This window comes from Winogradskyella sp. Asnod2-B02-A, from assembly GCF_045063645.1.
Taxonomy (GTDB): domain Bacteria; phylum Bacteroidota; class Bacteroidia; order Flavobacteriales; family Flavobacteriaceae; genus Winogradskyella.
In genome coordinates this window covers 2,054,725-2,080,665 of record NZ_JBEFOG010000027.1, presented here as the reverse complement: position 1 = coordinate 2,080,665, position 25,941 = coordinate 2,054,725, and the positions used below count along the sequence as shown (strand labels likewise).

Sequence of the window (25,941 nt, the reverse complement as noted above, 5' to 3'; positions counted from 1 at the left end):
TAAGATCTAGGAAAAGGAATTTTAACTTTTTAGTGAATGGTAAGATTTTGTAAATGAATAGTAATAAAAAAAGGAAAGCCTTGATGACTTTCCTTTTTTAGTATAAATAGAACTTTGGTTTATTCCTTTATAAATCGTTTTACATGTTGATTTCCATATAAATCTATAATCTTTATAAGATAAACACCCTCTGAAAGACTAGAAACATCTACGGTTTTAGAGTTTGTTTTAATAACTTGTTTACCTAATAATGAATAGACAGATATATTAGCAATAGCTGTTGCTGTTGCTGTTTTTATATTTAAGGTAGATTTTGTTGGGTTTGGGTAAATTGATATTTTTTCCTTTTCAAAATCAATACTACTTAAGGCTGCACAATTTGTACTAAAACTTGCTGAAGTATCTATATTTGTCCAATTTGTAGTACTATAAGAAGCATCATCTACTTGTATACAAGTTAAACTTGGATTGTTTGTTACAGAGAAAGAATTGATATTATTATTATTACCATTTGCTGCATTTAAACTTGTTAATTGATTATCAGAACAAAATAACTCAACTATTGCTGTATTTGAAGATATGTCTATACTTGTTAATTGGTTATTAAAACAGTATAAGGAAATTAAAGCAGTATTTGAAGATACATCTAAACTCGTTAATTGGTTAACCTCACAGTATAAGGAAATTAAAGCCGTATTTGAAGATACATCTAAACTCGTCAATTGATTACTATCACACCTTAAAGTCGTTAAAGCCGTATTAACGGGAACATCTAAACTCATTAATAGGTTATTCCTACAGTTTAAATTAATTAAAGCCGTAGTTCCGGAAACATCTAAACTTGTTAGTTGATTATTAGCACATAGTAATACCTCTAAAGTGGTATTATTAGAAACGTCTAAACTCGTTAATTGATTATCATAACAATATAAAGTAGTTAAAGCCGTATTTGAAGACACATCTAAATTCGTTAATTGATTATTAAGACAATATAAAGTCGTTAAAACCGTATTTGAAGATACATCTAAATTTGTTAATTGGTTATTATCACAGAAAAACTCCTCTAAAGCTGTATTAGCTGAAACATCTATACTCGTTAATTGATTATTACCACAGCGTAACTGCGCTAAAGCTGTATTAGCAGACACATCTAAATTCGTTAATTGATTACCATAACAATTTAAATTTGTTAAAGCTGTATTAGCGGAAACATTTAAGCTGCTTAACGAATTGCTTCCGCACCATAATTCCGTAATATTCGTAAAAGCTTCTATACCTGTTAAATCTGAGATAGATAGGTTTGGAACATATATAGATCCTGTATAAGCTGATGCTTCTGTACAAGAAATTTCGCTATCACCATTCGTGTTTATATATGAAAATCCAAGTAAGGCTGCTTTAAAATTAGCATCGGGAATATTTACATAGCAAATACAATTTGTATTAAAACTTGCTGTAGCATCTATATTTGTCCAATTTGTGGTACTCCAAGCTACATCATCTACTTGTATACAAGTTAAACTTGGGTTGTTTGTTGCAGAGAAAAAAATTAAATTATTATTATTACCATTTGCTGCATTTAAACTTGTTAATTGATTATCGTCGCAATATAACTCATCTATAACTGTATTTGAAGATATATCTAAACTTGTTAATTGATTATCATAACAGTATAAGGAATTTAAAGCCGTAGCTCCGGAAACATCTAAACTTGTTAATTGATTACTATAGCAAGATAAGTTTGTTAAAACTGTATTAGCAGAAACATCTAAACTCATTAATTGGTTATCCTGACAGTTTAAATAAGTTAAAGCTGTAGCTCCAGAAACATCTAAACTCGTTAATTGGTTATACTGACAGTTTAAATTAGTTAAAGCTGTATTAGAGGAAACATCTAAACTCGTTAATTGGTTATCCTGACAGTTTAAATTAGTTAAAGCTGTATTAAAGGAAACATCTAAACTCGTTAATAGATTACTATGACAATATAAAGTAGTTAAAGCCGTATTTGAAGACACATCTAAATTTGTTAATTGATTATCTTCACATTGTAACCACCTTAAAGCTGTAGTTCCGTTAACATCTAAGCTTGTTAGTTGATTATTGCCACATTGTAACACTTCTAAAGTGGTATTATTAGAAACATCTAAACTCGTTAATTGATTACTATAACAATATAAGTAAATTAAAGCGGTATTATTAGAAATATCTAAACTAGCAATACTATTATTATCAATACTTAATCTTTCTAAAGCGGTATTATTAGAAACGTCTAAACTGGTTATTTGATTAAGCCTACATTCTAAATTTGTTAAAGCTATATTAGCAGATACATTTAAACTAGTTAACGAATTGCTTTTGCAATATAATTCTGTAATATTCGTAAAGGCTTCTATACCTGTTAAATCTGAGATAGATAGGTTTTGAACATTTATAGTCCCTGTATAAGCTGATGCTTCTGTACAAGAAATTTCGCTATCACCATTGGTGTTTATATATGAAAATCCAAGTAAGGCTGCTTTAAAATTAGCATCGGGAATATTTACGTTGCAAGCTGTTGTTGTAATAGTGTATTTTTTTAATGAAACTTTATCATTATCTTGGTATAATACATATAAATTTCCATCAGCTTCACTTATTGCCATTTTTATAAAAAAATTGGAACTATTATAATTTAAACCTACACTTGGTAAAGTTGTCCATGTATTTAAACTAGTATCGTAATTTTCAAAAACTATATCTTCTGTATTATTAGCATACATTAAATACAGTTTATCATCGTTTGAGCTTTTTCTTAACTCTACATTATCATTAGTTGCAGTTACTGACTTAATAAAAGAGCTTCCATTGTAAACTCTAATATCGTTATTTGCTGCACCTTGTGGAATTATATCATTATAAAAAGCATGATAATTAGAATCATAAATTCCTGATATATTTTTTGTAGTAGTACCATTTAAAAAATTATTAAAATCAAAATTATTGTTTGCAGAACCTACATTTTTACGTCCTGTAACTGATCCGTTGTAATTATTTTCTTGTGACACAAAATATTCGTCGTAGGCTGTAAAATCGTATCTGTGGTCTCCATTATATTGATTATTGGGATTAAGTAAAACCTCTAGATGGTTTGGTCCTGTACCTGCCGTATTGCGTTCTACAATAAATAACTTTTGGGTCCATTCTCTTCCTGCTACTCTAATAGTACCTACTGCATTAAATTGAATTTGCAAACGATGGTCAGACAAGGCTGAACTTCCTACATTTGTGAAAATAGATGACCAAACAGTTCCATTATATTTATAAGCGGTCATATTATTAGTAACATTTCTGTAGGCAACAACAATTTCATTATTAAAAGGGTTGATTTTTATAGCAATATTATCTGCAGCGTCATTGGAAACTAGTCCAATAGACATCCAGTTTGTACCATCAAACTTAGACACATAAGCCTTATTGCCATCTGCTACATTGCTATAAGCCACATAAATGTCGCCGTTTGCAGCATCAAAAGTCATAGCAGCGTCTGATGAAAGGTTTGTAAATTGAGCAGATCCTACTTGCGACCAATTTTGCGCAAAAGCATAACTACTAACTAAAAACAATACATAAAGTAATTTTATTCTCATAATAAATTTGGTTTTATAATTATGAAACAAAAATGCAAAAGTGCTTTGGGGTAATTTTTAAGTTTTTAGTGAATGGTAAGATTAAAGCAATGAATGGAACATAAACTTAAAATACACGATTGATTATGTCCATAAATTCATCTTTACGATCGCGCGCAATAGGAATACTCTTATTATTACTCATAATAACCTGAAGACCGTCTTTTTTAGTGACCTCATTCATGTATTTTAAATTGATTAGAAATGAACGATGTGGTTTGTAAAACAGTGGTTTATTACTCAGTTGTTCTGTGAAGTGTTTTAAGGTTTTACAGATTAATTCTGTTTTACCATTCTGCAAATAGACTTTAGTATAAACACCATCGGCTTCAAAAAACAAGATATCTTCATGCGATACAAACCGAATACCTTTTGGAACTTCTAAAGCGATTTTATTTAAGGCTAATTGCTGAAAATTACGTTCGAGATTCTGTAGTTTTTCTTTTATGGAATTTTCTTTTAAATAGGTTGATGCTTTAGCAATAGCTACTTTCATTTCGGCAACATCTATAGGTTTTAACAAATAATCTACAGCTGATAATTTAAAGGCCTCTATGGCGTAATGACCATAAGCGGTTGTAAAAATAATTTGAAAATTAATAGCCTCAGTTTTAAAAAACTCTAAAATCTGAAGTCCTGAATGATTAGGCATTTCAATATCTAGAAATACAATATCTGGCTGTTCCTTTTTAATAATGGTTACACCATCTAATAAATTTTCAGCCTCAAAAATCGTTTCTATTTCAGAACATTCTTCTACAATTAAGGTATGCAAAATACGTCTTGCACGTTTTTCATCGTCTATAATTATTGCTGTCATGTCTATATTTTATTTGTTTATATGAGGCACATGCTGTTCACTATAAATCATTTCTCTTAATATTAAAATGTTTCATATGCTCGCTTCATAAGATAGCTTCTCAATGTGCTAATTCTATTGTAATCGTTACTTTTGTTCCTGAGACGACTTGGTGTGTGTTGTATACATCTTCGACCTCTAATTCTACTTTTTTATCTTGACTTCGATTCAATAAATCGATTCGTTTTTGATTAGCTGATGTCGCAAAGGATTTGTGATTACCTGCTCGTTGATTTTTGATTTTTGCTGATGCTTCACGACCAATACCATTGTCTATAATCTCACAAATTAAAAGGTTGAAGACGCTGTCTTTTACAAAATTTAAGATCAGTTTTTTATTATCTTTTTTATGAAGTAAGCCGTGTTTTAAAGCATTTTCAACATAAGGCTGAATAAATAATGAAGGCACAAATGTGTTTTCTAAGTTGAGGTTTTCATCAACGTGAATTTCAAATTTAAAATCGTCATCAAAACGGTCTTTCTCAAGTTCTAAATAGAGTTTTAGTGTTTTAATTTCTTCATTTAAAGAAATTTCATTGGTTTGGCTATGCTCTAAATAGGTTCGTATTAATCTAGAAAATTTCACTAAATACTGACGCGCCAACTTCTTTTCATTCAAAATAATATAATCTTGAATAGAGTTTAGCGCATTAAAAATAAAATGAGGATTCATCTGAGATCGCAAGTTTTCTAATTGCGAAAACACCAATTGCTGATTTATCTTAGCCTTTTCTAAGGCTTGTTGTTGCGCCGTATTTAAACGTTTTGTTTTCTTGGAATAATACCACCACACACAACCTACGGACACTAATAAAATAGAGGTATAGAACCACCAGCTTTTATAAAATGGCAGTTGTATTTTTAAAGCGATACTTATTGGGGTCGTATATGCATTTTGAAAAGTGTTTTTTGCCCTTAGGTTGAACATAAATTTCCCAGCTGGTAAGGTATTGAATTTTACAAAATCTAATCCCTCTTCTACCGCATTCCAATTGTCACTGTAACCTTCTAATTTGTATTCATAATTTACAAATTCATTAGATTGGAATCCGTTTACATTAAAACCAAATCTAATTTCACTATCTGTTTGGTCTAATTCATAATTGGATTGAATACTAGTATCTTTTTCTAAAATTGCTACAGAAGTAAAATACGGCTGAGGTGTTTGTCTTGTTTTAATAATAGCATTTGAATCAAATTGATATAGTCCCATATTAGAACCAAAGAAAACATCATCATCTTGCACAACAAGAGAGTTAATGTTGTAAGAGTCTATACCATCTTCCTTGTTTACGGTTATGACCTTTTGGGTGTCATAATTATAATTTTGTAACCCTCTATCTGTGGCAATCCATAAGGATTTTTCATCTGGTGTAATCACATTGATAACATTAGAAGCTAAGCCATTACTAGTATTCAATTTATACTGTAATATATCATCTACAAATCCATACAACCCTTTGTTATATGTGGCTACCCAAACAATATCATCTTTAGTAATTGCTATTTTAGAACCATATACTGTTGAATCATTATGAGTGATTTTTTTATAGGCCTTAGTTTTCAAATCGACCACTCCAAAACCATCAATGAAGTTACAATAGGCTTTCGTTTTATTGCTATTTAAAACAGACCCATAACTTCGAGCTAGGCGTAACAAAGAAAGAGAATCTCTTTTCTTACTGTAGAGCGATAACCCATGCGGAAGACTCACTAAATACTGATCATCATCATAAACCGTTATGGATTTTGTAACAATAAGTTTACTCCTTTTATGTAATCTTTCTTCTGAATTATAAAAAATAGACTCTGTTGTTGCAACCATTAAAAGATCATTAGATAATGTATTGTAGCAAATTCCATAAACATTATTTCTAAAGTTAACGTCTAGTTTTCCTATACTTTGATCTGTTTTAGAATAGTTAAAAATATTGAAATCTGAAGTCGACAAATACAAGTCGTCCTGGTCTGTTTTTTCAATGGCAGTAACTCCTATATTTTTTGGTAAAGCTATTTTTTTTAAGGCGAGATTAGGCATTACAAAAACACCGTTTTTTAGCGTTGTCACCCAAAAATTAGTATTGGAATCTATGATAAGATCTGTAGTGTAGCTATTTTCAAAATAGCGTTCGCTAATCATTAAATTATTATTCTTAATTTCAGTAATAAAAATACCTCTATTCGTTAACACCCATAATTGATCGTTTACTTGATAAGCAGTGACAACAATAGACGTGAGTAATATGTTAGGCAATTGCACCTCTTGTACGTCCTTATTACCATCAATATAAAACATGGCATTATGCTTAGTAGATTCTAATTCATTAAAGAAAAACACCCTATTATTATACTTAAAGAACTTTTTTAAACCAGTTTGTTGTTGGGTTACCAATGGATATTCATGAATGGGTTGACTATTTTTTAAGGTAGCATCATCTGTAAAATTAATCACATCATTTTTATTAAAATAAAAGCCTTCTGTATAAGTATTTAATGCCGAAAAATGATCTTGATAAACATCCGTCAATGTATTAACTACAGCCTTAGTGTCAAGGTTAACGCTGACTATTTCATTATGTACAGAAATTAAAAGATGATTATTATACATGTTAAAATCTACTAATGTATTTATATCTTCAAAATCCTTAAAGAGTTTTAGTTCATTATTTTCAACATAAAAAAACTGTCCGGAAAGATTATTACACCAAAGTCGTCCTTTAGCATCTAAAGTCAATCCAAACAAAGAGCGACCACGTTTTATAGGATTGGTAAATAATTTGTAGTGCTTACCATCATAACGAAACAAACCTTTGTCTGCAGCCAGCCATATAAAGCCTTGCTCATCTTCCAAGATATCATAAAACTCAATATCTGGTAGGCCATCTTTTTCAGTGAGATGAATGGACACAGGTTGTTGAGCAGCCACAAACCATGTTATTGTAAAGAAAAATAGATATTGAAGCCCTCTTAATTTCAACTAGAAAAATTTAGGGTTGAATTTACAAATTAATCTATTGGACTTTATTTTTATTTAGTAGAAAGCACTTTTTGAGTAATGAATGGTAAATAATCCCTTATATGAATTAAAATAAATAGACGAAACCAAGACCTTTAAACGTATAAAAACGATTCTAATCTGTATTGTTTGAAGGACTTCATACTATAAAAAAAAAGCTGCTCCACCCTAACCTGGAACAACTTTTTTATATTTAAATGCTAATAGCACTTGCATATAAGAAACCAAATTTACTGATAGGTCACATAAAATTTATTCAAAAAACAAAAAAAGTTGAACTAAAATTAATTAGCCCAACTTTTCTTAATCACTTATTTGGAATTAATAAATAACAACTGTGTTAATGTTACACATATTTACAAGCAATGTGTGCTATAACTTGCATTACTAGAAATAGACCAACCAGTAAAACCATCTGTAGCTCCAGCATCCACTTGCACACAACTCAAAGTACTTGATCCCAATTCCATTCTCCACATATTAGCATTGTTTCCGTTTGCTATGTTTACCGAATTTGAAAAACTATTACTACCGCCTTTTAAATCCGTTAAATTCACCAACATGCTTACATCTAAATTTTCTAAATTATTACCCTCTAACAATAATTGTTCTAATAGTGTATTATTAGAAACATCAATAGCGGTTAGATTATTATCAAATAATTGCAAGTTTTTAAGGTTAATATTATGACTAACATTAATGGTTAAAAAACTATTATTATTTGCTACTAAAGATCGTAATGCCGTTAGTTTTTGCAAGGCAGTTGTAGGTAAATCGTCAATATTAGAGCTTCCTATACTTAAAACTGCAACTCTACTATCTTCAACTGTAACACCATCCCAAGTTGAAACATCCGTTGATGTAATATCCCAAGATAAGGTATTGTTTGTGTTGGCATTATAAATTTCAATTAGTGCATCACGATCACTTTCTAAGACGTAATTTGGTGTTGCATCATCATCACTGTTACAAGCGGTTATTAATAAAATAGCGAGGATTAATGTTAGGTGTTTAAATATTTTCATTTGTTTTAAGGTTTAGGTTATACCATTCCTCATTTTAAAAAAATGGTATAAAGATTTGAGTTTTAAATTTGTTTGGTCTTTGTTCTAGAATATTAGTTTATGGACACCGTATTACCACAACCCGAATTTTTGCGGTACACTTGTACATTAGTAGAATCATAAGCATTACTTCCACCAGACTTCGTTATTTTTTGTAAATAAGCATCTTGATCACAGCTCCATCTGGTTGTTCCACCAGCACTAATTCTTGTTCCTGGATTACTACTTCCAGCTCTACCTACATAAATTTCATGATTCGAGTTATTACGAAGTGTTACCGTGTTTTTTAACTCTGATGCCTGATAGTTTGCCTCATTTTGTTTTATTCTTCTTTGCAAGTCTTTATACTCTGGCGTTGCTTTTATAGAATCGTTATAACGTTTTATTTCTTCGTCTCCAGCCTCTCTAGCACGCTTAATTTTTGCAATATCTTTTTTGTCTTGTGCAGTTATTGGACTCGCTTGTTTAGCTTTCATAGCCGTGACGTAATCGTTGAATATCTTTTCAATATTTACCGTTTGTATATATTTATAGGTTGGTGATTGACCTGTAGATTCTATTTTTGCCTTCATGCGTCCTAAAAAACCACCTTTTTTCTTTTTCTTTTTTCCTGAGTTTTCTTTTGCTTCAGTACGATCCTCAACCATAACATACACAGCTGTAACATCTTCTACTTTTGGAACACCGTCACTTGGTATGTAACTAATCTTAAATAATAAATCGTCGATTACCATATAACCATCGAGTCCTCTTTTGTAAGTGTTTTTTATGGTCATTACATTTGGGTAACTATCTACTCTATCATAATCGCCTAGTTCAGACGCTCCAAAACCACCATAAGTTTCTGAAACGGGTTTAGCTTCAAAACCCACAGGTTGTCCTGTTGCCAATTTTTTTACGGTTATAGTTACTGCTGGTTTACCACTTACAATAGCTATAGTACCATCGTCATTTATAGATATGCCAGAAAAACCTTCGTACGTTGCTGTCTCACCATTAGCTTCTAGAGCTTCGTAAAAGGTTTTTTGAGCTTGCGCTATGGTTGCTGTAAAAATTAAAGCAACCGTTATCATTATTTTTTTCATAATAGGTTAAATTTTAAGTTTATAAAAGCAAATATCAACTATGAACTCATTGTCAAATAGCTTGAGTTTCTGAAATGCTAATTTCAACTTCTAAACAAAAAAAAATCTCGTAAGCATTACACTTACGAGATTTCTAAAAAACAAAACCATGTGTTATTGCTTGACGAAGCGTTTGGTTAAAACGTTTCCGTTTTCATCTTCTATTTTAATCAAAAATACTCCGTTTGGTAAACGAGAAACATCAATCTGTTTATTTTCAGTTCTAATCACTTCTTTACCTAAAATAGAATAGACGCTTGCTTGTTTGATGTTTTGAGTCATTTCTATGTTTAATATTGAATTTGTTGGATTTGGATAAAGTTTGATTTCGTTTTCATTTAGTTGAAAATCATTTGTACTTAAAAATGGTGCTCCAAACTCATAAACTCCCATATCTACAGTTGTATTAAAAACACGTTGGTTTCCTAATAAATCTGTGGATTCAAAAACAAAACTGTTGTCTCCTGTATCAACCGCAGGCGAACCAGAAGTTAATGTAAAGTCCCCATTTGCAGCATCCGTAAATAGAGGATTAGAGTTAGTTGTATTACTTGTATTTGTAATTACAGCATCGTTAAAATTAGCTTCATCTATAGAATTTAAAACATTTACAGATGTAGGTGGCTGTTCATATAAATCTGTTATAGAACGTGCAGTTAAACCACCAGTAGCTGTATTACCCCAAAAAATAGAATTAGCTACTGTTGTATTTACTGCCCCTGCATTTCCGTTACTTCTACTTATAGCTAACGTTGATCTACTAAAGTTATTTAAATTTTGCTCTGTACCAGTATCGTTATTACTAACAAATGTAGAATTAATGATGTCTATATTTAAAGTAGAACTGCTACTAATACTTAAATTCCTAAGCCATGCCGAACTACCAGCATAGCCTTGTGCAGTTGTACTATTCAAATTTCCTGCAATATTACCATCAAATAAACTATTGGTAATATTTATATTTGCATCAGTATCGTCACGAACAAAGCTATATATAGCTGTTGCCCACCGAGCCATATTATTAGAGAATATACAGTTTTCAATATTCAACTCACCTAATATCCCTGTTCCATTAAGATCATATTCAGCTAATAAACCTGCATTGCCGTTTCTTGAAACATTATCTTTTATAATACAATTTTTAAGGGCTAGCTTAGTAACCCCAGAATCTTTTACAATTGCACCACCACTCTCAAAAGCATCTAAATTATTATGTGCATCACTTACTGTTATACCTTCTAATAATAAATTATTTCCGTATTCCGTAATATTTATAACATGGTAACTATTATCTGCATTTCGAGTTGTGTTTGAATAGTTAGAAATAAAATCGGTTGTATTCACATCATTATCTTGTAAATCTCCTGATAAAATAGTCGTATTTAAAACATGATCTGCATCAGATTCCTGAGTTTCTGTTCCATTAAACCCTCCGATAATTTTTAAATTTTCTTTGTTTACTGTAAAATAAACGCTTCTATCAAAAGCATGTGGTTTATAATTACCTGACGCAACCCAAATATGATCACCAGAGTTTGCCAAATCTAACGCTGTATTTAAATTAATATATGCATCAGACCAGCTACTACCATCATTATTTCCTGTTGCATTATAGTTAACATAAGTTGGTATTCCTGTATTCTTAAAAATAAGGGGTGCAGACCATGATGAATAACTACCATTTCCACAATCTTTTCTAACATAAACTTTATAAGTTTCTGGCGATGTTCCAGTAATAGTTGTACTTGCTCCTCCTGAAACACTTGAAACAACTGTAGCAGAAGAAAAAGGTTGAGAAACTTCATGATACGCAATATCCACAGTTTGTGTACCTGGTACATTTACATCTATATTTGTAGCTGTAATATTAGAAGTAAATAACTGATTAGTAATTCCAACACAAAAATTATAGTCACCAATAGATGTTATTTCTGCAGCTGATATCTCTCTATCATAAATTAATATATCATCAATAACGTCTCTATAACTGCTTGTAGCCGTCGGGTATGAAGATCTATTTCTTGCTAAACCAACAATACCGTTACTATCAAATCCTCTATTACTATAACTTGAGGCACTTGGATTCCCAGTCGAATCCACTAATTGTCCGTCAACATAAATTTTTGAAATTAACATATGTGTTGTAATAGCAATATGATGCCATTGATCATCACTAATATCCATAGATGTTATATTATAAACAATATAGTTAGAACCCACATTAAATCTTGAATAGTGGTTTATCTCTCCATCTTTTAAATAAATATGGTAACCTTTGTTAAAAGTTCCTCCAAGGTCATAAATTATTGTTCTTTCATTATTTTCATTGGTTGCCGTCTTAATCCAAAATGACAAAGAAATATCATCATAAGAAGAGTCGTGATCTAAGTTTACTCGTTGAAAATCATCTCCATTTAACTGCAAAGCTCCATTAGCTGTACCAAATCTATCATTAACAAATAGTGAAGCTGATCCATGTTGAGAAAAATTAGCGCCATTAGCACCATCTACTAAAGACCCATTATCAAATCCATACTGAGCTATTAAATTAGTAGTAGGAAATTGGGCGAAAGAAAAACTACATATAAGTAGTAATAAATAAAATAATTTTGTTTTACTCACGAGACATTTATTGATTATGTGTTCGTTAAAAAATGTAATTTTTTTCATAATTGGTTTTTATTAAGATTTAGAAAACAAATATCTACTATGAAGCTTCATTAAAATGGGGTGAGTTTCTGAAACACCATTTTGGACTTCTAAACCAAAAAAAAATCTCGTAAGCATTGCACTTACGAGATTTAAAATAACTATAATTAATCGTTATTGCTTGACAAAGCGTTTGATTGAAACATTTCCGTTTTCATCTTCTATTTTAATTAAAAATACGCCTTTTGATAAACGAGAAACATCGATCTGTTTATTTCGAGTTTTTAATACTTCTTTACCTAACATAGAATAGACAGTTGCTTGTTTGATGTTTTTAGTCATTTCTATATTTAACATTGAAGTTGTTGGGTTGGGATGTAATGAGATTGAATTTAGATTAAAATCATTTACGCTTAATGCTGCGCAATCTTCGCTATAACTTGCTGTTGCATCTTTCTGCCAAGTTGTTGGTGGTGTGAAGGCTGCGTCTATTTGAATGCACGTTAAATCTTGGTTGTTAAGTGCATTAAATTGAACAAAATTCGCATTGTTTCCATTTGCAACGTTTAAACTTGTTAAGGAATTGTTGTTCGCTTGTAAAACATTTAAAAAGGTGTTGTTTGATATATCTAAACTTGTAAAACTATTATCATCAATCTGTAAAGATTCTAGAGCTAAATTTGACGAGACATCTAAACTTGTTAAACCATTATTTATACCCTTTATATTTTTTAAAGCTGTATTGGATGACAGGTCTAAATTTGTTAAAGCATTAGATTGAAAGGATAGATTTTCTAAAGCAGTATTTGATGATATATCTAGATTCGTTAAACCATTAAAGTCTAAAACGACACGTACTAAAACGGTATTATTAGAGAGATCTATACTTGTGATACTATTATTATAACAACTTAAATAAACTAAAGCCGTATTAGAAGATATATCTATACTTGTTAAATTATTGTTCCCAGAAGATAATACTACTAAAGCTGTATTAGATGATACATTTAAACTTGAAATACTGCTATTATCATCACACCAAAGACGGGTTAAAAGCGTGTTTGTTGAGACATCTAAACTAGACAATGCGTTAGATTGACAAAGCAATTCTAATAAAGCTGTATTTTGAGAAATATCTAAACTCGTTAATGCATTATCTCGACAATTTAAAACTGAAATATTTGTAAAGGCCTCTATACCTGTTAAATCTGAAATATTTAAACCATTAACAATTACGGCTCCCGTAAAAGCACTAGCCTCACTACACTGTATTTCTGTATCACCATTGGTGTTTATGGCAGTATTACCAACTAAGTAAGCTTTAAAGTTTGCGTCTGGGATGGTTACTGTGCAAGGTGTATAAGGTGAAAACACAATATCATCAACTCCAAAATTTTGTGAGCTTCCATTAGTTGCTGTTATATCTATTATACTAACATTAGTCCAATTTAAGTTCACTGTAACAGCATTTTGAGCAACATTCGCTGTTACAACGGCATTACCTGGACTATTAACTGGTGTAAAAGTCCAGTTAACAGTACTAGCATTAGCAGAAAAAGCTTTGAGGCTTTGAATATCTACTGCAGGAAAAAAAGCTAATCGAACAACTTGTTGAGGTTGCTGATTCATAACAGCCTTGCCTGTAGTACCTTGATTAAAAGTGCCAAGCAGAATAGGTGTACCGCTACCACTGGCCGAAAAGTTAACCTCGTAACCATTAACAATTTGCTTTGCAATAATGTTTTGATTAGATGAACCAAAACTTAGTAATGTTCCTGTCTCCCAATCAAAAGTCTGTCCATAACTCAATGCAGAAATTATAGTAAATAAAAAAAGTAATTTTGTTTTACTCACGAAACATGTATGGATTAAGTGTTCGTGAAAAAATGTAATTTTTTTCATAATAGGTTAAGAATTTTAAAGTTTATAAAAACAAATATCTTAATCCAACCTACTAAAATTGTAACTAAATTTCTGAAACAGCACTTTCAACTTCTAAAGCAAACTACCCTATATTTTGAACAATAGTTAAAAACTCGTCTTTCTTATCTTTTGAAATGGAAACACTTTCATTATTATCCATTATAATATAACCACCATCGCTTTTAACATATTCTTGAATAAATTTTAGATTAATTAAGTACGAACGATGTGGTCTGTAAAATGTTGGAATGGCATCTAATAAGGTTTCAAAATGCTTAAGCGGTTTACTTATTAATAATTCAGATCCATTTTGAATACTTACTTTAGTGTACATACCATCTGCTTTTAAGAGAATTATATCTTCAAAATTTACAAACTTGATACCATCTGCTACAGGAAGTCCTATTTTTTTAAAGTCGGATGATTTTAAACTTTTTTGAAGCTCGTCTAACTTAATATTAATATGAGATTTACCAATATTCTCGATGGCTTTTTCAATAGCATCCACCAATTTATCGGTTCGTAATGGTTTTAGTAAATAATCTACTGCAGAAAGTTCAAACGCCTTTATAGCATATTCGCTATAAGCGGTTGTAAAAATGATTTCGAAATTATAAGTCTTAGATTCAATAAAATCAAAAATCTCTAATCCAGAATGTTCAGGCATTTCAATATCTAGAAATACGATTTGCGGTCGTTCTTTTTTAATAATTTCTACACCACTTAATAAGTCTTCGGCCGTAAAAATCTCAGTGATTTTTGGGTAGTTTTCTTTTACTAATATCTCTAGTAATTTTCTTGCCTTTGGCTCATCGTCTATAATAACTACTTTCATTAGTGTTTTTTATTTTGTAAACGGAATTGTGATATCTACTTTAGTTCCTGTTGGTTTTTCGGCTTCAAACAAATCTGTAATGATTATTCCAACTTGTTTTTGTTTGCCGTAATTAAGTAATGCCAGTCTATCTTGGGTTGCTTTTGTGGCGAAAGATTTATGATTCTTGTAGCTTCTAGCTTTAAATTCTTCGGCTTTTTCTCGTCCAACACCATTATCTGTAATAAGGCATCTAACTGTATTAGAGTCTTCATTTATAAAGAAACTAATTTCTAAAACCCGATCGTCTTTTCTGTGCAACAAGCCGTGTTTTAATGCGTTTTCTACATAAGGCTGAATAAGCATAGTTGGTATCTTTACTTGGTCTGGCTTTAAACTTCCAGTTGCGGTAATAGTGTAATTTAGTTTGTCTTCGAAACGCAATTTTTCTAATTCTAAATACATTTCTAAACTATCTATTTCTTCTTGCAATGTGATTTTTCCTTTAGTACTATGGTTTAAGTAGGTTCTTATTAAATCTGCAAATTTCCCCAAATATATAGTAGCTAATATTTTTTGGTTTAAAACAATATATTCTTGAATTGAATTTAACGCATTAAATATAAAATGCGGATTCATTTGCGACCTTAAATTTTCCAATTTTAAAGCAATCAGTTCGTTATCTAAGGATAATTGTTTTACTTCTATTTGGCGTTGTTGTTCTTTCTTTTTTATTTTTCTTCTGAAATATAAAACCGTTGAACCCATTACTAAAATTGAAATACTTGACATAAACCACCACGTTTTCCAAAAGGGTCTAGAAATTGAGAATTTAAGTTCTTCTATACTATTCTCTTCTACCTCAACATCCATAACAGGTTTTACTTGGAAGGTATAATTTCCTGCTGATAAACTATTGTATTTAACAGAATTGATCCCAGTTTCAGTAGTTATCCAATCGTCATTTAAACCTAATAAACGATAAGCGTATTTACCCTTTTGGTTAAATTGAAATCCATTAACATTAAAACCGAATTTAATACTATTTTGATTGTGTTCTAATGTATAATCCGACTTTAAAGTTGCATCTTGCTCGTTAACTTCAACCTGATTAAAATAAACCTTTGGTTGCTTTTCAGGTTTAAACGCTTTTACTTTATCAATACAAAATATGCCTTTATTAGAAGAAAAATACACTTTGTTTTCTAATATTTCTATTCCAGAAATATCGTAAGAAACTACTCCATCTCGTTTGGTTAGTGTTTTAATTTTATTTGTTTCTACGTCTACAACTTGTATGCCATTATCTGTAGCAACCCATAAATTATTTTGGTCTGCTTTTATCTTTTCTATTCTATTAGAAATGAGTCCGTTTTCAGTAGTAAAATGATAAACGACTTCGTTATTTTTTATCCCGAAAACACCTTCTTTAAATGTACCAACCCATACGATTCCATTAGGGGTTTCAGATAATGAAAGTGCAAAAATCGATTGATCTTTATATCGAATGTTATTAGGTTTCCATTGATCGTCATAAGCTCTTAAATCATCAACAAACGCAACATAAGTCGTTTTGCTAATTAAACTGTAAAATGAAGTATATGCTCTTTTGTTAGCCGAAATTTCCTTATCTACTTTAGTAAAATCATTTCCTGTAATTAAACTTGCATGTGCATAATTTACAAATAGCAAATCTTTATGATCTATTATGGAAAAACTCTTTGCAGTAAAGAAATTTTTAATGGATTCAATACGCTTAGTATTATAATCCATCAAAAAACCACTTACATCCTTACTGATATAGATTAATTCTTTTTCGGGATGATATTTTATTGCCGACACGCGTTCAGCTAACGGCAAGTCAATAACATGTTCTTCATGTTTTTTTGTGTCATAAAAAACAATATCACCTTTATTTGTTCCAAATAACAAAGTGTTATTATCTATTTTTTCTAGGCAACTTATATTGCTATTTTCTTCTAAAACATTAAGACGCTCTATATGTATATTTGGCATTACAAAAACACCGTTATTAAGTGTTGTTAGCCAGAAATTGTCATCTTTATCTTTAATAACTTTTGTTACAAAATACTCTTGTAAAAAATGTTTTTCTAGCTTAAATAAGTCATTTTTAAAAGAAAAAACAAAAACCCCATTATTACTTGCAACCCAAAGTTGTCCATCGTTTTCAAAAAATTTGAGGTTTTCATTATTCTTAAGCTCTTCTAACCCTTTGACTTCTACTAGTGTATTAGTATCGATATCAAGTTTAAAAAATGTGTTGACTTTTTTATAGTTTTTCCTAGAGAATAATTGTGATTCTAATTGAAATAATTCAGTTTTTTGATTAATAGGTCTGCTTCTCTTCTCTTTTGGTACAGATGCATAAAACTGTAATAACTCAGCTTTTTCTTCTTTTGTATTTAAACGCGATAAGCATTTATAATTTCCAAAAAGTATGGTATCATTATATGTAATAGGTGGACCAAATTGAAATTCGCTAGTAAATTTCAATGTGACTACTTTGCTCAACAAATCAACATAATAAATTTTAAACTTAGTAAAAACAATCAGATGCTTTTTTGTTACCATAAAAGATGAAAGCTCACCTTTAAGTTCTTTACCCAAATCAATAAAAGTGAATAATTGGTCGTTTTCAACATAAAAAAACTGGCCAGAAATATTGTTACACCATATACGTCCTAACTGATCTTCTACCGGTTCAAAAACAGATAATCCTCTTTTTTCTGGATTACTATAGTTTTTAAATAACTTACCGTCATAACGAAACAAACCTTTATCTGCACAAAGCCATATAAAACCTTTGCTGTCCTCAATAATATTATAGAATTCTTTATCTGGTAATCCGTCTTTTTCTGTGAGATGTACAGAAACGGGTTGTTGTGCTTCCATTAAAAATGAAAGTAGAAACAAACATAGAAAAAATGGTTTTCTGTACAATTTTAAAAATTATAAGTAAAAATACAATTTACTTATACTTATAGCTCTATTAACTTCTAAAATGCTAGTTTGAACTGCTAAGCACTTTTTTAAATTTTAAAATTGGATGATATGTTGATGGAAATTTAGGTTTGTACTAATACTAAGCTCAGCAAACAACAAGGAATTAACGAGGCGATTCTTCAATAAACTTCACTTTATTTAATAAGGCTTTATCTCCGAGAATTAAATAATCTTTGCCTTCTCTATTCTGAAGAATTACATAAGTACCATCAGCATGCTTTACAAATCTAGATGTACCTGAATACATGCCATTTTCATCTTTGTTAGTTTCTCTTTTTATACCATCTACGTCCATCCAGAATTGTTTTCCATCTTCAAGTAATTCAAAATTACCATCGTAAAAACCTCCTAGGTAGTTATAAAAATTAGCATCTAACACTTTACCATCTGACGTATTTAAAAATCCAAATCTATTTTCATCTCCATACAATTCATAAATTCCAGCACCTAAGTGACTTCCTAGGGTTAACCATTGTTTATTAATACGTACTTGTTCGTCTTTATATTTTTCAATAATATCATTTTTCTTCAACATTTTTAAAAAATCAATTAAATCTGCCGTTTCTATAAATGATTTGTCTTTTAGATTGTAAACATATGCTTTTTTAGAATTATTAGGATAGGTTACCATTAAACCATTAGCACGTGGTAACATTACTTTACCGTAATGTGTAGAATTGGCGTTGAAAGCAGAAACACTTGGCAATAAAAAACCTTGTTTAATATTGCAATTGTATACATAAATTTTTTCTGGATTCTTTTGTTTATCTAACATAAGGACATATCCATCATAGGTTATAAAATGGTTATAATTCTGTGGCTTATCAATAATATTACCAACATCGTCCATAATACCAAGCTGACCATCTTTAGAATAAACTGCTACATTATGTTTATTGAATTTATAGATGCTGTCAATTTTTATGATATAAGCCTTAGACATGTCTGTCCATAATTTATTTAAAGAATCTAATCTATGTGCTTCTTTATCTTCTCTTAATCGTTTTAACTCTAATGCTTTTTGCTCTGCAATATACTTATCAATTTCTTCTTGAATATTAACGTAGGTTTCTAACATATTTTGATAATCTTCCGTTGTCTTATCTTCTTCCAATTCAAAATACCATTTGGCATAAGAACGTGCTTCAAAAAACTTTTCATGTTCAAAATGCAATAAAGCACCTAATTTAGCTACACGACTGTTTGGAACACTGTCCATATATTTCAAGGCTTTATTAAAAATTTCTAAAGATCTATCCATTTCTAAATTATGAAAAAGCACTTCTGATCGCTTTATATAAACATTTGAAATTTCACTATCAGTTTGTCCAATAATTGTTAATGGAAAGAGAAAAACTAATGAGAGGATGATAAATTTTATTTTCATAAGTAAGAGATTAAAAAGCTAGCAATCCGCTAACTGTGAGAAAACTACTAAAAATAAAATAGGTAAATTAAACTTTTCGACACTATACCTATTATCAAGGATATTATGTAAAAAATTCTAATTCAAAAAACGAGAAATTACTCAGGAAAGTTATTTACACTTAGTGTTTGTAATGTTTTATTTTCATCTTCATAAATAAAATAAACTTTCAATTCTGGATGTGAATTTAAGAACCAATTCACTTTTTCAATTCCCATAGCCTGAAATGCTGTAGCGTAAGCATCCGCTGTCATACAATCTTTTGTAATTACAGAAACGCTAAGAATATTGGTTTTACTTGGATAACCCGTTTTAGTATTAATAATGTGTGCATAGCGATTGCCGTTTTCATCTATCTTAAACTTACGGTACGTGCCAGAGGTTGCCATCGCTTCATCTTGTAACGGAATCACTTTAGAATAACTTTGTTCTTCATTAAAATTAGGATCATCAATACCCACTCTCCAAGGTGATTTTTTATCAAGATTAATACCTCTTACACGAATTTCTCCTCCGATTTCAACTAAATAATCGGTAACATTCTTGCTTTCTAAAAACTCGCCAATAGCATCCACACCATACCCTTTTGCAATAGCATTAAAATCTAAAAACGATTTAGAACTTTTAAATATCTTATTATCTCTCAATCCCATACGGTTATAGCCCACAGACCTCATTAAACTATCTATAGTGGTACTATCGATATTAACTATTTTTCCTTCTGGCCCAAAATCCCAAGCATTTACAACAGCTCCGATTGTTGGATCAAAAGCTCCTTCCGTTGCTCTGTAAATTTCTTTGGCTTTATTAAAAACACGCATAAAATGTTGATCTAACTCAATGTTTTCACCTTTATTAATTCTAGATATTTTTGAATCTGGAATATAAGTAGACATCGATTCATTGATTACCGTAAAAAGACTATCAAACTGTGTTTTATAATTTGAATCATCTGTTGTGTAATATTGAATATTATAAGCTGTACCAAAAACAGGTCCACTTATTTTGGTGTTTTTAGGCTCTTGATTACAAGAAAAAAGAATGGCTATTAGAAATAGATAAACTATTTTTTTCATAAATATGTAGATTGACTTTGACTGAAAATTAGTTTGGTAAAACGAGTGTTATATTAATTCAAATTCATTTCTATAACTTGAATGCCATTATATTCAATAAGGTATTCTTCGTTTAAATAAAGAGGTAAATCTTCACCTTCAGGGTTTCCTACACCAACACCTGCGTACAACACTTTGGCGTCTTTTTCGTAAGCATGTTTTTTAAAAGTTTCCATCCAAACGATATCGTAATTATTTGGATTCTCAGGCAAGATCACAGCACGTACAACTACAAAATAATACTGACTATTTTTATCTATGCAAACAAATTGTGGATGCCGTTTTAGCGTGCTATTTATAGCTACAAATTCAAAACCTCGAGCTTCTAGGTCTTTACCTACGTGGTTCATGGCAAGGTTATGAATTTCTTGAGGTGTTAAAGGTTTACTCATAAAGCAAAGATACAAACTTGCTATTTAAAACGCACAAATTTTAAACTTCCAAACACATAATTTGAAACCGAAATCACAGCATCATCCTCCAATTGATACCATGGAGAGATAGTAGCATTATCTAAATTTTTAACTAAGTGCACACTTTGTGCTGGCGTATTACCTTGAAATAGTAAAAAGAGTTTCCCTCCTTTATTATTAATAACCTCATCTGCTATCATAACAATATGACCTGGAGAACCGCCTTTAATGAGCATATCACCTATTTTTAAATCTCTGGCTTTAACGGCTACTAACTCGTTGTATAACGATAACGTCCCAGAATACATATAAATTAAATTTAAGAATTTATAGAAGTTGTCTTTTGAAGTATTGGCACTTGCCGTTTTATGAAACGTAACTTTATTTCCGTTAATTTTAGGTCTATACCCTTCAGCATATTTGGTCCAAGAACAATAATGCCCAGATGTAAAGTTAAAACCTATTTCGTTTTTTCTATTGTTGTCCCATAGGTACTCGCTTCGTATTCTAATTAGTGCATCTGCACATTGCTGTAATCCGTTTTTAGGCACAGGGACTTCTAAAATCCCAATATGACCTCCTTGCCAAAAATAATTGGTATCATCGTAATTAATGATTTTACTTCCAAAGGCTTTTAATTTGTAATTCCTGAGATACGCTTCAAAACTTCCTTTGGCATAATTGACACGTTTATAACCTTCAGGAATATTAACTCTAGACGCAATCGTTAAACTATCTTTATTAATAAGACTTGGTGTTTCAATACTTGATTTAACGATACTACCACTTTTTTTACTGGTTTAAACTGAAACGCTAAAACAGCAAGTGATGTTAAGATTAAAATGGCGAGTAGAACTTTTTTCATACTTTAAATAACGACAAAAAAATCTAGTTTCGTATGTTGAAGACTGAATTATAGTTCGTTATAGTAAGATTTCCGAATCAATTCAGCTTTACTATTAATTTCTAACGTTTTGTAGATGTTCTTAATGTGTGTACGAACTGTATCGATGGAAACAAATAAATCAGAGGCAATCATTTTGTAGCTTTTACCATCTACAATACCAGCCACAATTTCTTTTTATCTTGGCGTTAACAAATTGCTTTTATGCTGTTTTGGTGCAAAAGTATTCACTATTTTTCTCGCAATTGAAGGAGACATATAAGAACCTACTTTATTTACGACTTCTATAGCTTCCTTTATCTTTTTAAATGGTGTTTTCTTTAACAAATAAGAACAGGATCCTGCACATAAGGCTTTGTAAATTTTTAACGTCATGGGATCTAATCATCCTGAAATAACAGTAAGGAATTTTCTACTTTAGCCATGAAAATGACAAATCGGGAAGTAATTTACCATGCTATTCAAGCCATATTAGATGAAGTAATTAGTTCTGGCAAACTTTCAATTTTTAGTAACAATATTCCAAAATTTGCTTTGTAGTCAAATAAAGGAGTTCTTTCTAGAATTAAGTTTCGAAAAGACGAACACTGTGTAATAATAAGAAATGGCATTGCCATTAATAACAAAGAAGGTAATGCAAAAAAAATCATTACAGATGCACGAGATGATACCTTTAAAATAAAAAAATCAAATTTGAACAAAGCAACCTTAAATTATTACAATCTGAAAAATTAAGGAATGAAATTATGGATTATATTATAACAGCTGAATATCTCAATCGAAATTATTATTCAGAATTAAATCAGCAAATAGTAGTTATATTAGAATCGATTAATACCGAGTTAAAATAATACATGATTAAAATTATTACCTTGGCCGAAAATATTCTAAATGAAATTTAATCTTTTAATTCTAGCTATAGTATTACTTTCAAGCTGTAATAATCAAAACGCTCTACCAGACCCATTAGAAGCAGGTTGGAAAGGTGAGGCAGTCTGCGAGGTTATTGAAGAAAATAACGAATTAAGAGTCCTGAAATGCACTTTTGAGCCAGGCGTAGGACATGAAAAGCACTATCACAATCCACATGTTGGTTATACCTTAGTAGGAGGTAAATTTAGAATTACTGATCATACAGGAACACGCGAGGTAGATGTTCCAACAGGTTACACATTCCGCAAAGACTCCATCACCTCACATGAGGTTTTAAATATTGGAGAAACCACCTCTGTGTATTTAATTATGGAGTTTAAATAAGTACTCCTAAATCTATCATTTCTGTTGAATTTTGAAATTCATTTCATTTTTTTGTATCTTTTATCTTGAAAAGTAGAATTTACAACTATGAAAAATTCAATTCGTTTTGAAAATGCGATATATAAATTATATACATCATTTCATAATAAGACCTTAAATCCAGATGACTGTAAGCAATGTGCAGTTGGTAATATTCTTGATAATAAAGACAGTTGGAAACATTTAACGGACCAACATGGCTCAGTAAAATTAAATTACATTGGATTAGTTCATCAAAATTTAGGAAGACAATTCAATGGCTATACACCTATTGAATTGTTGCAAATTGAAAATGCTTTCCTAAACGGCTGTGGTTACTATTTCACAGAATCAAAACGTTTGTTTAAACCAGAAACTATTAATAGTAATAATCTCTTTGATGGACTATGTGCCGTTGTATCACAACTGTGTTCTATAGATAAAATTGATAATGTTATGGATTGTTCTATATTATTTAAATTCGAAAAAACAGATTCTTTAATTGCAGTATAACATCAATAATATTTAGCCATAAAAAAACCAACTCAATTGAGTTGGTTTTTATTTTTATAGATATTTTTTTAGCTATTAGCCTCCAAAATCATCAAATCTTATGTGTTCATCTGGAATTCCAAAATCTTCACCCATTTTCTGAACAGCTTGGTTCATCAATGGTGGTCCACAGAAATATAATTCTATATCCTCTGGTGCTTCATGCTTAGATAAATACTGATCTATTACTACTTGGTGAATAAAACCTACAAATCCATCACCAGATTCATCATTAACATCAGTTTTAAGTTTCCAATTATCAGCATCTGTAGGATCTGATAATGCAATAAAGAATTTGAAATTTGGAAAATCTTTTTCTAATGCTCTAAAATAGTGTATGTAAAATAGTTCAGCTTTAGAACGTCCACCATACCAATATGTTACTTTACGTCCTGTTTTTATAGTTCTAAATAATTGGTATAAGTGTGAACGCATTGGCGCCATACCTGCTCCACCACCTACATATAACATTTCTGAATCCGAATCATTAATAAAGAACTCTCCATAAGGTCCAGAAATAGTAACTTTATCTCCAATTTTTTGATTAAAAATATAAGATGACGCTACACCAGGATTAACATCCATCCAGCCTCCTTTTTCTCTATCGAAAGGTGGCGTTGCAACACGGACATTAAGCATAATCTTACGTCCTTCTGCAGGATAAGAAGCCATAGAGTAAGCACGTTCTACAAGTTCATCGTTCTTCATAACCAAAGGCCACAAACCAAACTTCTCCCAATCTGCTTTAAACTTATCTGGTTCACCTGGATGATCTTCTGGGTGAGCAGAAACATCCATATCAGCATATTTTACTTCACAATTAGGAATTTCAATTTGAATATATCCTCCTGCTTTATAATTCATATCCTCAGGAATTTCTACAACAAATTCCTTAATAAACGTCGCTACGTTGTAATTTGAAACTACGGTTGCTTCCCATTTCTTAATACCAAATACTTCTTCTGGAATGGTAATTTCCATGTCTTGCTTTACCTTTACTTGGCAAGCTAAACGTGCACCATGTTGCAATTCATTTCTACTAAAATGAGGTGTTTCTGTTGGTAAAGCTTCGCCTCCACCAGAAAGCACATGACATTCACATTGAATACATGTTCCACCACCACCACAAGCAGATGGTAAGAATATTTTTTGATTTCCTAAAGTGCTTAATAAAGTACCTCCAGAGCCTACTTCAATTTCTCGCTCACCATTAATGGTAATCTTTACAGGACCTGATGGTGATAATTTTTGCTTAACAACTAATAACAACCCAACTAAGATTAGTGTGATTATTAAAAATGCCGCTACAGTCGCTATTACTGTTCCTAATGTACTTGCTGCTAATAAAATCATATTACTCAACTACTTTAATTGTGTTATCAGCTAATGCTTTTGTTTCTTCTATTTTCTTTTCTGCTTCAACTTTAGCAGTCTTTTCTTCTTTTGCTCCTTCTTCATCACCGCCTGTTAACATACCACCAAAACTCATAAAGCCGATAGCCATTAAACCAGTAATAATAAATGTAATTCCTAAACCACGTAATGCAGGTGGTACATTTGAATATCTAATTTTCTCACGAATTGCAGCAATGGCTAAAATCGCTAAGAACCATCCAATTCCTGAACCAACTCCATAAGTTGTTGCTAAACCTAAAGTAGCAATTTCACGAGATTGCATAAATAATGAACCTCCTAAAATAGCACAGTTTACAGCAATCAATGGTAAAAATATACCTAATGAATTATATAATGATGGAGAAAACTTCTCTACTACAATCTCTACTAACTGAACCATTGTAGCAATAGTAGCGATAAACATAATAAAAGATAAGAAGCTTAAATCATAACTTGCATACTCTTCACCTAACCAAGACAAAGCTCCAGGTTGTAATAAATACTGATCTAGTAACCAGTTTAATGGTACAGTTATGGCAAGTACAAAAATTACTGCGGCACCAAGACCAACAGCTGTACTCACTTTTTTAGATACAGCTAAGTAAGAACACATTCCTAAGAACGTAGCAAATACCATGTTATCTATAAATATCGATTTGAAAAATAATTCTATATGTTCCATATTCTTTTAGTTTTCAGTCTCAGTCTCAATTAACAGTA

At 30.8% G+C, this 25,941-nt stretch carries 19 protein-coding genes; 2 read left to right on the top strand and 17 right to left on the bottom strand.

Features of this window, described 5'->3' with window-relative positions; translation table 11 throughout:
- Positions 1-119: 119 nt before the first annotated feature.
- The 15 genes from ACJJVO_RS16825 to ACJJVO_RS16755 all read right to left on the bottom strand — a co-directional run bounded on the left by ACJJVO_RS16825 (position 120) and on the right by ACJJVO_RS16755 (position 22,374).
- Complete coding sequence (locus tag ACJJVO_RS16825) at positions 120-3,629, bottom strand: T9SS type A sorting domain-containing protein (RefSeq protein WP_405576214.1); 3,510 nt, start codon at positions 3,627-3,629, stop codon at positions 120-122.
- A 106-nt stretch (positions 3,630-3,735) separates the two neighbouring features.
- Positions 3,736-4,488 carry a LytR/AlgR family response regulator transcription factor gene (locus ACJJVO_RS16820; RefSeq protein WP_405576212.1) on the bottom strand — a complete coding sequence of 251 codons (753 nt, stop codon included), beginning with the start codon at positions 4,486-4,488 and terminating at the stop codon, positions 3,736-3,738.
- A 100-nt stretch (positions 4,489-4,588) separates the two neighbouring features.
- Entirely contained in the window at positions 4,589-7,504 is a 2,916-nt protein-coding gene (locus ACJJVO_RS16815) for a histidine kinase (protein ID WP_405576210.1), read from the bottom strand.
- A gap of 395 nt (positions 7,505-7,899) precedes the next feature.
- Complete coding sequence (locus tag ACJJVO_RS16810) at positions 7,900-8,568, bottom strand: hypothetical protein (RefSeq protein WP_405576208.1); 669 nt, start codon at positions 8,566-8,568, stop codon at positions 7,900-7,902.
- 92 nt (positions 8,569-8,660) lie between these two features.
- Positions 8,661-9,692 carry a hypothetical protein gene (locus ACJJVO_RS16805; RefSeq protein ID WP_405576206.1) on the bottom strand — a complete coding sequence of 344 codons (1,032 nt, stop codon included), beginning with the start codon at positions 9,690-9,692 and terminating at the stop codon, positions 8,661-8,663.
- A gap of 153 nt (positions 9,693-9,845) precedes the next feature.
- Positions 9,846-12,353, bottom strand: a complete 2,508-nt coding sequence (locus ACJJVO_RS16800) for a LamG-like jellyroll fold domain-containing protein (RefSeq protein WP_405576205.1) — start codon at positions 12,351-12,353, stop codon at positions 9,846-9,848.
- Between the two features lie 201 nt (positions 12,354-12,554).
- Positions 12,555-14,282 (bottom strand): leucine-rich repeat domain-containing protein, encoded by a 1,728-nt coding sequence (locus ACJJVO_RS16795; protein WP_405576203.1) that lies wholly within the window; start codon positions 14,280-14,282, stop codon positions 12,555-12,557.
- 103 nt (positions 14,283-14,385) lie between these two features.
- Complete coding sequence (locus tag ACJJVO_RS16790; protein WP_405576201.1) at positions 14,386-15,138, bottom strand: LytR/AlgR family response regulator transcription factor; 753 nt, start codon at positions 15,136-15,138, stop codon at positions 14,386-14,388.
- A gap of 9 nt (positions 15,139-15,147) precedes the next feature.
- Positions 15,148-18,030 (bottom strand): histidine kinase, encoded by a 2,883-nt coding sequence (locus ACJJVO_RS16785; RefSeq protein WP_405576199.1) that lies wholly within the window; start codon positions 18,028-18,030, stop codon positions 15,148-15,150.
- Positions 18,031-18,244: 214 nt separating this feature from the next.
- The gene (locus ACJJVO_RS16780; RefSeq protein WP_405576197.1) at positions 18,245-19,528 is read right to left on the bottom strand and encodes a hypothetical protein; all 1,284 of its coding nucleotides are present in this window, start codon (positions 19,526-19,528) and stop codon (positions 18,245-18,247) included.
- Positions 19,529-19,665: 137 nt separating this feature from the next.
- A complete protein-coding gene (locus ACJJVO_RS16775; protein ID WP_405576195.1) occupies positions 19,666-20,643 on the bottom strand; it encodes an FAD:protein FMN transferase in 978 nt (325 codons plus the stop codon).
- A 53-nt stretch (positions 20,644-20,696) separates the two neighbouring features.
- Positions 20,697-21,074, bottom strand: a complete 378-nt coding sequence (locus ACJJVO_RS16770; RefSeq protein WP_405576193.1) for a Na(+)-translocating NADH-quinone reductase subunit F — start codon at positions 21,072-21,074, stop codon at positions 20,697-20,699.
- Positions 21,075-21,094: 20 nt separating this feature from the next.
- Positions 21,095-21,802 carry a DUF4846 domain-containing protein gene (locus tag ACJJVO_RS16765; RefSeq protein WP_405576977.1) on the bottom strand — a complete coding sequence of 236 codons (708 nt, stop codon included), beginning with the start codon at positions 21,800-21,802 and terminating at the stop codon, positions 21,095-21,097.
- A 206-nt stretch (positions 21,803-22,008) separates the two neighbouring features.
- Positions 22,009-22,167: a helix-turn-helix transcriptional regulator gene (locus tag ACJJVO_RS16760; RefSeq protein WP_405576191.1), complete on the bottom strand. Its 159-nt coding sequence runs from the start codon at positions 22,165-22,167 to the stop codon at positions 22,009-22,011.
- Positions 22,168-22,176: 9 nt separating this feature from the next.
- Positions 22,177-22,374: a hypothetical protein gene (locus ACJJVO_RS16755; RefSeq protein ID WP_405576189.1), complete on the bottom strand. Its 198-nt coding sequence runs from the start codon at positions 22,372-22,374 to the stop codon at positions 22,177-22,179.
- Positions 22,375-22,890: 516 nt separating this feature from the next.
- On the opposite strand from ACJJVO_RS16755, the gene ACJJVO_RS16750 reads away from it, so the two are divergent.
- Positions 22,891-23,256 (top strand): cupin domain-containing protein, encoded by a 366-nt coding sequence (locus ACJJVO_RS16750; RefSeq protein ID WP_405576187.1) that lies wholly within the window; start codon positions 22,891-22,893, stop codon positions 23,254-23,256.
- An 87-nt stretch (positions 23,257-23,343) separates the two neighbouring features.
- Positions 23,344-23,787, top strand: a complete 444-nt coding sequence (locus tag ACJJVO_RS16745) for a Na(+)-translocating NADH-quinone reductase subunit F (protein WP_405576185.1) — start codon at positions 23,344-23,346, stop codon at positions 23,785-23,787.
- A gap of 75 nt (positions 23,788-23,862) precedes the next feature.
- Here the strand turns inward: ACJJVO_RS16745 and nqrF are convergent, their stop codons facing one another.
- Both nqrF and nqrE read right to left on the bottom strand, forming a co-directional pair.
- Positions 23,863-25,176 (bottom strand): NADH:ubiquinone reductase (Na(+)-transporting) subunit F, encoded by a 1,314-nt coding sequence (gene nqrF / locus ACJJVO_RS16740; RefSeq protein ID WP_405576975.1) that lies wholly within the window; start codon positions 25,174-25,176, stop codon positions 23,863-23,865.
- 4 nt (positions 25,177-25,180) lie between these two features.
- The gene (nqrE, locus tag ACJJVO_RS16735) at positions 25,181-25,903 is read right to left on the bottom strand and encodes an NADH:ubiquinone reductase (Na(+)-transporting) subunit E (RefSeq protein ID WP_405576183.1); all 723 of its coding nucleotides are present in this window, start codon (positions 25,901-25,903) and stop codon (positions 25,181-25,183) included.
- Positions 25,904-25,941: the final 38 nt, after the last annotated feature.